Origin of the sequence: Halomonas caseinilytica (assembly GCF_001662305.1) — a bacterium.
Taxonomy (GTDB): domain Bacteria; phylum Pseudomonadota; class Gammaproteobacteria; order Pseudomonadales; family Halomonadaceae; genus Halomonas; species Halomonas caseinilytica.
On record NZ_BDEP01000028.1, the window covers coordinates 62499 to 74772 of the forward strand.

Sequence of the window (12274 nt, forward strand, 5' to 3'; positions counted from 1 at the left end):
CTACTCCTAGACTTTCATCAGGGGTTTGCAGAATGCGTGAAGCTGGTAGTCAACCTTGTGCGGATCGAATCGACGTGCTTCGAATATTGAGCACTGGCGCAATACCGCATCGGGACATGCGTGCTCGCAAAGCATTCGAAACGGCGCGGCGATCACATCGTTAGGGGCGATCCCCAACTCCTTGAGCTGATTCTCCGCATAGGCAAAAGTTGCGATCAGATTGATCGACTGAATTCCGGTAAGATGGGGCTGCGGGCCTTCCCTCCCGACGGTAAAGGCCAGACCCGGGCGAAAGAGCCGATCGAGCCAGCCTTTCAGGATAGCCGGCACCCCCATCCACCACACCGGAAAAACGATGAGCATCGAATTGGCCCATTTGACGTCGGATAGACTCTGTGTCAGGAATTGATCCTGGTCGACGTAATCGATGTTGGCTTGCGGGTTGCGATATTCAGCATGCTCGTAATCCGTAAGAACCGGGGAAAAGTTCTGTGCATAGAGGTTCAGTACCCGAAGGTCACACTCGCTGGCGAGTCGGAAGATGACGCGCAATGCCGTGACAATCCGGTTGTTGAGATAGCAACTATCCGGGGCGCTGTTGACCACAAGCAACCGTTCCATTTCAGAGTTCCCTCCCTGCATGATGTTGGCCGAGCATCAGCTTGCAGTTCAGAATGGCGTCCGATATCGGTCGGAAGTCGATGTCGTCGGGCTGGCCGCAGCAAATCAGCTCCTCGGCAAGCTCGTCGTGCCGGCCCGTTTCGCTTGCTAGATCCGCGACGCAATGCCCGGCCAAGGTGCTGTTGATGGTGCCGAGTCCATTGCAGCAAACGGCCATGTAGAGATCGCGTTCGAGTTCCTTGACGATCGGCGAGCCGTTCGAGGTCAGACACAACTGCCCGCCCCAGGTGTACTCGAAAGGGGTGTCAAGGCGATCGCCGAATCGTTGCTCGAAGCTTCGTCTGTGCCGATGCCGCAGACGCTCAAGAACGCGTCCACGAGATGAATCCTTCCTGCCGACCTTGAACGTGTTCCGGATGAGGATGCGTGTCTGCCCGCCTGTCGTGTCGCCGCTGAGCTTCCGAACCGTCGTCCCGAGGGGATGCGCGGGAATCACGCCCCAGTCGTCATAGTTGTCGAAATGAGCCGACTGTTCAGTGTCCAACGGCGCGGTTAGCGACGAGTACGTCATCATGTGGATCAGACGGCCTTCGAAGATTCCCAGCTTTTCGATGCCACCATTGTTCGCCAGAATGATCTTTCGCGCCTTGACGAAATGATCACCGACGCTGGCCACGAAACAGTCGGGGTCTCGGACCAGGGCCTTCAGCCGGGTATTCTCGCATATCAGTATGTTGTCGAGCCGGCCCAGGGCATTGGCCAGCGTCCTGACGTACTCAGCCGGTTGCAGTAACGCAGTATTCGGGGTGTAGACGGCTTTCTGATAAAAATCGATGCCCAGCGCGCTCTGAATTTCGCCACCGTTGAGGATCCGGCAGTCCTCGCCAAGTGATTCCAGATACCTAGTGTATTCTATGACCTTTCGGACACTCCCGGCCGTGGCTGCGGCGTTGAATTTGCCCTGGCGCTGCAGAATGCCCGGCCGGAGCCCGTAGGCTGCAATGTTCGCATCGATGAATTCGATCGCCCGCTTCTTGATTCGGGTCATGCGTTTGTCGCGCTCGAATTGCCCCGCGTAATTGGACGCCTGAAGGTTATGTGGCAGCTCGATCATAAAGCCGGAGTTCTTGCCAGCCGAGTTCTCGCCGATGATGTAGGACTCGCAAAGCACGATTGACGCGCTCGGATCGACCTCCACAAGATGAGCTGCCGCCTCCAGACCGGCCAAGCCACCGCCGACGATCAGATAATCGGCCTCGCGGTCTTCGGCCAAGTCTGGATTAGCCACCATCTGGCTCTGAATCAGGCCACTCCACCCGTTGGGCGACCGGTCTATCCAGTCAGGCTGTGACTTATAGCGTAACATGGCTACCTATCCGAGAAGGCTTGGAACAAACGACTAAAGCGGATGTTTGAGGCGAGAGGTAGCAGAAGCACGCCGGCAACCACGATCAGCAGCATGCCGACGAACTGGTGCGTCGATGGAACCTCACTGAACAGCACAACGCCCCAAATCGCCGCGAAGACGAGATATGAGTAGTCAAAAACACCCACGATGGTGGGTGAGCCGACCTGAAAGGCCTTGGCTGTAAGCGTCGCAGTAATACTGATGAGTACTGCCAGCATCAGGATCTTCAGCAGAAGCTCGAACGAGATGATCTGACCGATCACCGGACTGATACCGTACGAATTCGGTGAAATCTCCACGAAGCCACAGACGCTGACCATCGCGACAACGAATAGCGCCACATTCATTGCAGCGGCGAGCATGGTCGAGCTCTCGGTGCTCAGATTAGTGCGCGTGAGCAGTTGGGCCAGTGCGTAGAGGGCAGCGGCAATGATCGGGAAGAAGAGGTAACCGTTCACCTCCCCCTGCCATGGCTGAAGCGCTACGACGACGCCGGCAAAGCCGATCACAAGCGCACTGACTCGCCTTAGACTCAGCGACTCGATTCGCAGCACCGTGCTGAAGACACAGATGAACACCGGTATCGTGTACAGAAGCGCGGCGGCCAGAGAGAAGGACATATTGGGCAGCGCGACATAGTAGCACAGCCACATCAGCGCAAGCAGCAGACTACGCACGGCGATCAGTCCGTAGACTCTGATCTTCTCGCGCCGCAACCGAGGCAAAGATTTCGACATTATCGTGTTGAGCGCCAACAGCAGCACGACGGCGAGTATCGAGCGCCCGGCGATGAGCCAATCCAGCGGGACCGTATCGGCGAAAAACTTGATGAAAGCATCCCCAGTAGCCATCGCCGCGACCGCGGCAATGATGATCAGAATCCCCTGAGTATCAGAATTATTCATGCTCATGCCTCGTCAAAAGCCAGAACCCCACGATATTTGACCAACCCGGCTCGAACATCTTTCAGGGCCGTCTCGATGTCATCGCTTCCATAGACAACGACTTGGGACTGGATGCCGAATCGCTGGCAGAAGTGGAACATGTCCTTCATGTCCTGCCGCGAGCCTCCGTTGACCGTGACCAGCGATAGAGATTTGAAGCTCAGGTCGGTAAATGGGATTTCAGTCGGCTTCGACATACCGAACAGGAGCACCTGACCTCTCGCTCGCATGACGTCGGTCACCACTTCAAACGAAGGCAGATGCGAGGACGTGATCAGGGCATGGTGGAAGGTGTCGATATAGGCCCCGGACATCAGCTCATCGTAATCGACCAGCCGATCGGCCCCCAGATCGAGCGCATCTCGTTCCTTGTCCGTGTCCCGGGATACGACTGTGATATTGGCGCCCATATAGCTCGCGAAGATCACCGCCAGATGCCCCAATCCTCCAAGACCGAAAATGCAGAGGTTCCGATTGATCAGATCGAGCCGCTTCAACCCGGCGAAAACAACATGGCCGGCACATAGGAGCGGGGCCGCACCGGCGCTGTCCAGCTTCGAAGGGATCGTGTACACGAAGCGCTCATCGGCTTCAGCGAGCTCGCCAAAGCCACCGTGATTGCCATAACAGCAGGTCAGATCCGCCTTAGGGCAATGCTGTTCCTCGCCAGCTTGGCAGTAATCGCACCGGCCGCAGGCATCGCGCTGCCAACCGATTCCGACACGATCCCCGACCTCGAAGGCTGACACTTCAGAGCCGACTTCCTCGACCACGCCGACCACTTCGTGCCCACTGACCTGCGGGAAGATGCTGGCATCACCGAGCTCGCCATCGTTGAGGTGCAAATCGCTGCCGCAGATGCCGCAGTACCTCACTCGAACTCGAACGGTCGTTGGGCCACAGGCCCCGCGGTCGACCTGAATGGTTTCCAGTATGGATTTTGGCTGGGCAACCGCATACGCATTATGCGTGGTCATATTGGGCTCCTGCCGCTTGTGCAATGTGTTCGTACCAGGCGGGATCCGACGTGCAATCCGAGCGAACGCTCAGCCTCGAGACATCATCAGAGCCGGGATGGCCACTCAGATCCGCATCGATCATCTGAATGATCGAGAGTGCCCGGGCCGCCGTTCCGCTTTGCCGCGCGCGTTCACGTAGCATCTCAAGCCAGTTCGAATAGTCTTCGAGTCCAACCTCACGGTGTTCGCTCTGCTCGGCCACCTTCGTGATGAAGTTGGGCCAGGAGACCCTGTCACCGGAGTGCAGCTCACGCGTCTCGATCCACGCTGATGTGACATGTTCGTAAGCGAGGATTTCGCCCGCGGCCAGATCCACGGGCACCATGTTCAGAGACCAGTCGGGTCGGTTGGGCGCAAGACCAGTCTCTAGGCACGCAGCAGTGAGCAGCACGATATAATCCTCAGCGTTGATCGAAAATCGATCGCCTGTGGTCGAGGATGGGCCGATATCACCGCATTTGATGATGTCGACCGGCAAGTCGTACCGGGTCGCGGCCAGGTTCGAAAACCCTTCGACGACAGCCTTCGTCGCGTCATAGCCAGACTCGACGTCGTCGGCCGTGATCGTGGAGATAATCGTCAGGCGTGCTCCGAGTGCGATCGCCGTCGCGATCATCTGTCTCGAAACAGCCACGTTCGATTCGTACAGGTCGCGGTAGGCAGCCAACCAATTGACCTGGGCCGCGCAATGAATGATCCGGGCATTCGCAACAACAAGCGCACTCAACTGATCATCGGCCAAGCCCAGTCTGTCCTGACTCAGCTCGGCCTCGATCGCGATGACCTTGTCCGACAGCTGATCAGCGCAGAGAAGCGCCTCAACACGTTGCTGAAATGTACGACCATCTCGGGTCCGGCCTAGGCATATCACCCGCTCGACCGAACGATCGGCCACGGCACGGCGCAGAATCGAGGTACCGAGAAATCCTGTCACGCCGGTCAAAATGAGTGTCTTTTCTGACCCTGCATGTTCCATGGGCGCAACAGGCTGGGTGCCGACTGCCACTTCAAGCCGGTCGAATTCATAGCGTACTTCCTCATCCACTCTCACGCCGAGGGCCGGCGCCGACGATATGTCCTCGCCTTCAATTTTTCCTCGGATCAGCTCGCTCATCCCGGATAACGTGGGATGGCTAATCAGTTCGGGAATTCCAATCTGACAGTCGAACCGATCATTGATCCGGGTGCTCAATTCAACGAGTAACAGACTCCCGCCAAGGCTCAGAAAGCTCTCGTCATCGGGAACAACTTCTTTCGATAGGCCGAGCAGTTCACCCCACTCGCCGGCCAGCTGCGACTTGAACCCTTGATCATCGGTCTCATCTGCACCGAGAGAGCCCTCAATCGAATATTCGTCCAATGGGAGGTCAGCACGCTTCTGGCTGCCACCCGTAGGCATATGGCTGACTAGGAGAAATTCCTGTGGGATCGAAAAGCGAGGCAGTCCCTGGAACAACACTCCCCTCAAGCTCGACGCGCTGTGCCGGAAGACGTTGGAATCGACCTGGATCAGCGAAACGAGTTGCTTAGCCCGTCCTTCACCGCGAGTCGTCACGCGACAGTTGATGATGCCATCAACCCGAAGGAGCGCCTTCTCGACGGTGCTGGGACTGATCTTGTAACCGCGGATCTTGATGTGTGCACTGTCCCGGTCGACGAAGGTGATCGAGGCATCCCCATCCCACCGGACGGTATCGTCCGTGGATAGCCATGGATGCCCGCCCCAGGAGACAAGCCCAACATCGACCGCATCATCCGGCTGGATCTGCCCATTGCGAATATAGCCCGGCGATTGCCCGGGCGTGCTCACGACCAGCGTGCCTTGTGAGCCTTCCGGCAGGCAAGTCGAATACGGGTCGACAATTGCGAAGCGACGATTCTTGAACAGTTCGATCGAGGTGGTGTTGACGCCGATGCCCAGATCGCCAGTTTCATTGATGCCATACAGATTCAAGATCGCGGCATCCGGGAATTGCACCATGAGATCACCCAGCAGATTGGGCGCAAACGGCTCGCCGCTGATCCACCAGGTTGTGATGTGCGAATACCTGACCAGCACCTCATCGGTCTGTTGAAGAAGCATCTCCACCAGGGTCGGCGTAATCACGATCTGGGTGACCGCGTTGTCTTGAACGAAAGAGCCCAGAGCACGCGGGTCAAGGATGATGGCATCCGGAATCACACAGGTCGTCGCCCTACTCAGGAAGGGGTAGAACGCATAGCAGTTGAGCCAAGCGTTCAGCGCGACGACATCGCCCTCGCCGATGTGCTCCAACCATTCTTCCAACGAGTCGAGGATCTGGTCCGGTGGTATGGCAACGGTCTTGGCCGGGCCGGTCGTGCCCGACGTGAGCACAGCATGGGCACACGCCTCATAGGAAATCATCGGCTCCGCTTGTCGGCGAGCAATTGGGCGTGCGTCGACCGAATAATCGGGATTCAACCGCCCCAGTTGCACATTGCCCGCCAGCTCGGGCGCCGAATCTTCATCGGTCAGATACAAAACGCCAGCGCCTAAATTCCAGATTTGAGACTTGATCTGCTCGGTCGAGTAGGCGCCAGGGATTTCGAGGAACGGTCGCTTGCTTATCAAGGCCGCGACCATCAACACCAGCGTAGCATTCGAACGTTCGACCCTGAATACGCACCATTGCCCTTCACCCAATAGACGCGCGAATTCGGCAGCCAGCTTTGTCACGTATCGATAGAGATCCGATGCCATCAGAGACTCGCTGCCATCGGACAGCGCGGTGAAATCCTGCTCACTTCCAGCCGTGATACGACCCAGACGAGCAAAGTGGTCATCGAAATCATCGATCGATCTTTGTTCGCTCGCCATCATGGCCCATGCCCTAGATACAACGTGAATCAGATGGGCACGTAGTAGCCTGAATGCCACATCGATGAGCTCCGGAAATGAGTCCTTTGCAATCTCGCATCTATCGTCGCTGCGCCCGATGCGGACCAAACTCATGATTCGAGGGCCGGACTCGTGGGGCGGGCCTACCGAAACCAAGGCTCCCTTGTCGCCCAAGGCTTCCATAATGCTCCCGACAAGATCATCAGAGGCGACGCCCATCGATTCTGGATGCAGAACGACTGCGGTTATGTCTTCACCGGGGGCGACTAGGTGCTCGGTGCGATTGCCAACGTGGCCTACCAGTATTTTCAGATTATAAGGTGTCGAGCTGCGATAAAAATCCCGCAGCATCGGTGCGCAGTCCAGGAATGTGTCTGCCGCAATGATAACGGGACAAAGCGCCACGGTGGGTTGTCTATCCCCGTCGTTATGAATGGACTTCTCCGAGTGGGCGATGTCGGCGACCTGCGAGTAGAGTTCGAAATACTGCCCGGCCTCGCGCTCGATATCTGCGATGACAGCATTATTGATATTGGCCTCGCACGTCTTTGATTTCTGATGGAAGGAGTTGCTCGAAGCTGCATCATCGTGCCACCCCTCCCATTCGGACCACTGGCCGGCATGGCCCGGATCCCATGAGAGCATGTGGTCAGTGTATTCGACCCCAACGAATCGACATATCGAACGCAGGACCGACGAGGGCCTGGCAACCAGCGCATCGGAGTCGACTATAAGCAGATCCTGGATGCCGCAGTTGTTGACGACATCGGTAATCAGGCTGTCGAGCCTGTCGTAGCCGTGCTCCTTGATATCAAAATACGTACGCTCAGAGTTCTGGCTGACCCGATAGGCCGATCGAAGCGTCTCATGAGGGTCACGGACCAGGATGATGTGTTTGAACGACGTTAGCCACTCAGACCAGGTCAGTCGGTCGTAGAACGGCAGTAGCTCCTTGCTAATAACTGTCTCATGGTCGCCCAGGCGCTCCAGCGCCAGCCGCTGCACCGTTTCTTCGTAACACCCCCCCCCCTCCGGCGCGCCGATCTGTACCCACTTGTCGTGTTCGAAAGTGCTGAGATAAGGCAGCGAGAGCAACTCATGATGAAGGCGAATTCCGGAATGCTCCATTAGGGAGCGTTCAAGGGCCGTGCCACGGCTTCTCGGTACTGTCCAGAGAATTGTCCGATTCATATCTATGCAACCGCCGGATCTAGACAAGCAGCCTTGACCTGGGCTGCGACTACAGTAAGTTCATCCGATGTGATATCTCGTGAGGTTTCGAACGGCGTGCCGATTCGAATTCCACTGCATTTCGATATGGGCCTCGTGTCGAATGGCACCGGTGTCTTGTTGGTCAGAATTCCCCGCTTGGCGAGGTAATGGCAGACCGTGGCTGCATCGGTCGATTCATCCTCCGATAACGAGATGGTAAACGAGTGATTGTCGGTACCACCGCCGACCACACCCAATCCCGCTTCCTGAATCTCGGCACACAGTTGCTGTGCGTTCAACACGATCTGCCGCGCATAAACTGGGAACTCCGGACTTCGTGCCTCCTCGAGTGCAGCAGCTATTCCGGCGACCAGGCGCGGATCTACTGCACTCTGGAGGCCAGGGTAGATCGCTCTTCGTATCTTGCTAAAAACGCTCGCGTCGTTCGCGAGCACCAATGCGCCTCTCGGACCGCGGAGCGTCTTGTAGGTAGCAAAAATCGTCACGTCGGCCAGCGGCGCTGGATTTCCCAGCACCCTGCCAGCGATCAAGCCCGCGATCTGAGAGACGTCGGCGACGAGATAAGCGCCCACTTCATCGGCGATCGAACGCATTTGCGGCCAGTCCCAGGTTCTCGAATAGCTGGTGTCGCCTGCAAAGATGATTGCCGGCTTTGCCTCGCGAGCTTTCTTCCGGATTTGATCGTAGTCGAGCAGATGGTTGGTGGGATCGACCGTATAGGTCTGGACATTGTAGAGGCTGGAAAGCAGATGTGCCTTGGAGGCGCCCGTGGCGAAATATCCGCCCGAACTACAATCGAGCCCGAGGATGGCCGAACCCAGCCCGGTCAGTCCATGCGCGGTAGCTAGTATTGCGTTCGTACACCGCCAAGGCTGGACTGATGCGAAAGGGACAGAATAGATATCCTTAGCTAGGTCTTCGGCGTGGGTTTCGAGCTCATCTATGAGATCGGCCCCTTCATGGAATCGCACGCCAGGATAACCTTCGAGATGCAGCCCATGCGGCGAAGCATCCATGCACGCAGCAACATAATCACTAAGGCGATTTGACGCTGACACGAAGTTGTGGCAAGCGTCGAGTTTCGTGGTCGCTTTGCGTGCGAGTTCGATAGCTTGGTATCTCATGTCTTTTGGCCTCCATATACAGATCTGGTGACTTACTAGAAAACCTAGCTAACTCTTCTCATCACCTTGCAATACAAAGTGCATTGTGCAGACATCAGTAGAGCCATGAGTCACCAAGGATCACCAAACAATGATCCAAAGCTAAGCTGATTTTCGGAGTAACACCAACTGTCAGATTCGACAGTTGCATGATTGACTGGTATATGGTAAGAAAAATTGGTTCATTATAATTTTTTCCGGGAAACGCAACGCTATCTTCAGGAAGAAGTAGGCCATATCTTAGTAGCGTCGACGCCACCCCCTGATTGAGTAGCGCTACGCTTTAGAGTCCGATCCTATGGGTAAGAAGACTGGACATGAAGAAGCGTTTCAGCGAAGAACAAACCATCGGTTTCCTGAGCGAAGCAGAAGCGGGATTGCCCATCAAGGAGCTCTGCCATCGGCATGGTTTCTCGGAGGCCAGTACTATTTATGGCGCAGCAAGTTTGGCGGAATGAGCGCATCGGACGCCAAGTGACTGAAAGAGCTCGAAGCCGAAAATGCACGCTTGAAAAAGCTGCTCGCTGTGTCGCTACTGTCAATGGAGGTCACTCGCGAGACACTGAGAAAAACGTGGTGAGCACTCCGTCACGCCGCGATGTGGTGCGCTGCATGGTGTCGCGTGGCCTGAGTGAGCGTCGAGCGCTTCGCGTCATTTGTGAGTGCCAGTGAATTGCGCTAGCACCCTGTCCCTGACCGCAATGAGGCATTGCGTGAGCGCATTGTTGCCTTGGCACATCGGCATTGCCGCTACGGCGCTGGCATGATTCTGTCTGGAGCTGCGCCAAGCCGGTGAGAGGGTCAATCATAAGCGTGTTGAGCGCCTCTACTCCGCAGCCCGGCTGCAGGTCAAACGACGCAAGCGTAAGAAAGTCCTCACCTCTGAGCGAATGCCCCTTGGCCGTCCCTGTGCTGCCAATCAGGTCTGGTCGATGGATTTTGTCTTTGACCGTACGGCGGAAGGACGAGTGATAAAGAACTGGTCCTACCCACGAAAAATAGACACTGGTTATGCGCATCTGCACTTGTATTCCACCGGGCTGAGATAGCCCAAAGCGGAGTGACGTCTCTTCCGGTTATAAAACATTTCGATGTACTCGAAGATAGCGGATTTTGTCGCCGTGATCGACTCGAAAAGCTCTGCGTAGATCAACTCCACCTTGAGACGGCTGGAAAACGATTCCATGGGTGCGTTTGTCCCAACAATTTCCCTTGCGACTCATACTCGGTACACACTGCCTTGAACGCAGGTAATCCTGATAACCGGTGGATCGGTATTGGACCCCGCGATCCGAATGTACAATCAGCCCTGGCGGCACCTCACGTCTTCCATACGCCATGCTCAATGCATCGGTAATCAATCGTTCGGTCATGCTCATATCCAGCGACCAGCCAACGATCTCGCGAGAGTACAGGTCCATTATGGTTGCCAGGTACAGCCAGCGATCTTTCACCCAGATATAGGTGATGTCAGTCGTCCACTTCTGGTTGGGCCGCTCGGCGGCGAACTGGCGCCACAGAAGGTTGTCAGCGACGTTTGTCATCGCCTCAGAGGTACGACTGTACTTGAAGGCCTTGCCATTATGGGCCCGGATTGCCTTTTCTCACATGATGCCGGCCACATAGTTCACCGAACAGGGCACACCCGCCGCCGTTAATTCCCGGGCGATGCGTGGCGCACCATAGCGAGCTTTAAAGCTGGCGAAAGTATCCATGATGGCCTTTTCAGTGGCTTCCCTTCGCTGCTCCCTGAGACTGACTGGGCGCTGTCTCCAGCGATAATAACCAATGGCCGATACCTCCATCACTCGGCACATCAGGCGCACCGCATAGCACTGACGAAATTGATCAATCAGCACGTACTTCACTCTTGGGGCTTCGCGAAGTACGAAGACACCTTTTTAGGAAGTCGTTTTTCTGCTTCAAGGTCTCGTTCTATCGCCGCAGTTTGCGCATGGCTTCGCTCTCGGCCTTCGAGTAATCCACGCCGTCAACGCTGTTGAACTGTTTCTCAGACAGGCGGGTGAACTGACGACGCCAGTTGTAGATCTGGCCCGGGTGAATGTCCAGTTCTCGGGCAACGGATGCTGCCGTACTACCAGGTTAATCAGCTCTTCGAACGGCTTCCCGACGAAATTCCTCGGTGTACGCCTGGGTCTTCTTACGGCTCATGGAGCACCTCGTGCTAGAGGCCACCCTAACTATAGAAGGTGTCTACTGTTCGTGGGTAACTCGGGTGCTTAACGCCCGAGCTCAGCGGCGCCGGAGCGCGCAGCGCGGAGGGAACTCAAACCGCGCAGCGGTTTGGGCGTCCGCTGAAGCGACTGGTTAGGCGGCGGGGCTTGAAGAAACAACATTCATCACCTTAAATCTTGCGCAAACTACCGGCATTTCCGGTGAGGCCACTTTCCCGATTCGCGCACACTCCCTTGAGAAGAACTGCCAGTGGGTTTCTCTCCAATACGCCAATGATTTATCTCCTTCACCTTCCAGGGCAGCATGCTCGGACGATACCTCAGAGAACGGCAGTAGCTCCACCGACTCTATTTGCGTTACCAACTTCGGCCGCCCTTGGGAATTTACGACTATAGCAACGTCTCCCGGCTTCGGCATTTCGCGGCGTTCCGCATCATAGGCCCACGCCAAACTCGCACTTGCTGTTTTTGATCCCGACTTAATGAGCTCCAGCAGTTCCCGTTCCAACTCTGGAGAATCGCCATAGCTGTCCAAGGTCAGCCTCCCCTGGGGTATTTCTACACCTAGGGTATTTAGTTCCTGCAGTGCGGAATTAAGGACGTCGCTCGAATTCATCGGATGAACCGCCTAACAGGTATTAGCTAGCACGATCGTTTATTCACTTGAACGAGCGTGCGCGTTTATTAAAGTTAATTTTTCCACCTCTTCTCACATAACCATTTGATATTTAAAGAATATATAGAAAAACATGCAGCCTATCCAAAATTCGCGTGCTTGCGCGTTTTGCTGAAACCAATAACACTGTACATACATGGGTCATCATCTAATGT

General features: G+C 55.9%; 9 protein-coding genes and 3 pseudogenes. 1 reads left to right on the forward strand and 11 read right to left on the reverse strand.

What is annotated here, in order from left to right; translation table 11 throughout:
- Positions 1-6 precede the first annotated feature (6 nt).
- The 6 genes from A9O65_RS15890 to A9O65_RS15915 all read right to left on the reverse strand — a co-directional run bounded on the left by A9O65_RS15890 (position 7) and on the right by A9O65_RS15915 (position 9209).
- Positions 7-621, reverse strand: a complete 615-nt coding sequence (locus tag A9O65_RS15890; RefSeq protein WP_064702630.1) for an NAD(P)H-dependent oxidoreductase — start codon at positions 619-621, stop codon at positions 7-9.
- A gap of 1 nt (position 622) precedes the next feature.
- A complete protein-coding gene (locus A9O65_RS15895) occupies positions 623-1987 on the reverse strand; it encodes an NAD(P)/FAD-dependent oxidoreductase (RefSeq protein WP_064702631.1) in 1365 nt (454 codons plus the stop codon).
- Positions 1988-1989: 2 nt separating this feature from the next.
- A complete protein-coding gene (locus A9O65_RS15900) occupies positions 1990-2934 on the reverse strand; it encodes a DMT family transporter (RefSeq protein ID WP_064702632.1) in 945 nt (314 codons plus the stop codon).
- A gap of 2 nt (positions 2935-2936) precedes the next feature.
- Positions 2937-3950, reverse strand: coding sequence for an alcohol dehydrogenase catalytic domain-containing protein (locus A9O65_RS15905; RefSeq protein WP_064702633.1), 1014 nt, complete (start codon positions 3948-3950; stop codon positions 2937-2939).
- Positions 3937-7980 carry an SDR family oxidoreductase gene (locus A9O65_RS15910; RefSeq protein ID WP_064702634.1) on the reverse strand — a complete coding sequence of 1348 codons (4044 nt, stop codon included), beginning with the start codon at positions 7978-7980 and terminating at the stop codon, positions 3937-3939. The genes A9O65_RS15905 and A9O65_RS15910 overlap by 14 nt, the downstream gene beginning before the upstream one ends.
- 65 nt (positions 7981-8045) lie before the next feature.
- Entirely contained in the window at positions 8046-9209 is a 1164-nt protein-coding gene (locus tag A9O65_RS15915) for a PLP-dependent aminotransferase family protein (protein WP_064702635.1), read from the reverse strand.
- Positions 9210-9565: 356 nt separating this feature from the next.
- Here A9O65_RS15915 and A9O65_RS17290 point away from each other — a divergent pair.
- Positions 9566-10225 (forward strand): annotated as a pseudogene (locus A9O65_RS17290) (transposase); the annotation flags it as partial.
- Positions 10226-10257: 32 nt separating this feature from the next.
- Here the strand turns inward: A9O65_RS17290 and A9O65_RS17630 are convergent.
- The 5 genes and pseudogenes from A9O65_RS17630 to A9O65_RS17120 form a co-directional block, all read right to left on the reverse strand.
- On the reverse strand, positions 10258-10434 hold the full coding sequence (locus tag A9O65_RS17630; protein ID WP_139180692.1) for an IS3 family transposase: 177 nt from the start codon (positions 10432-10434) through the stop codon (positions 10258-10260).
- Positions 10435-10456: 22 nt separating this feature from the next.
- Positions 10457-10843 (reverse strand): annotated as a pseudogene (locus A9O65_RS17105) (DDE-type integrase/transposase/recombinase); the annotation flags it as partial.
- Between the two features lie 9 nt (positions 10844-10852).
- Positions 10853-11107, reverse strand: a complete 255-nt coding sequence (locus A9O65_RS17110) for an IS3 family transposase (RefSeq protein ID WP_139180690.1) — start codon at positions 11105-11107, stop codon at positions 10853-10855.
- A 76-nt stretch (positions 11108-11183) separates the two neighbouring features.
- A pseudogene (locus A9O65_RS17635) lies at positions 11184-11339 on the reverse strand (transposase); the annotation flags it as partial.
- Between the two features lie 237 nt (positions 11340-11576).
- Complete coding sequence (locus tag A9O65_RS17120) at positions 11577-12059, reverse strand: ASCH domain-containing protein (protein ID WP_074749331.1); 483 nt, start codon at positions 12057-12059, stop codon at positions 11577-11579.
- Positions 12060-12274 lie beyond the last annotated feature (215 nt).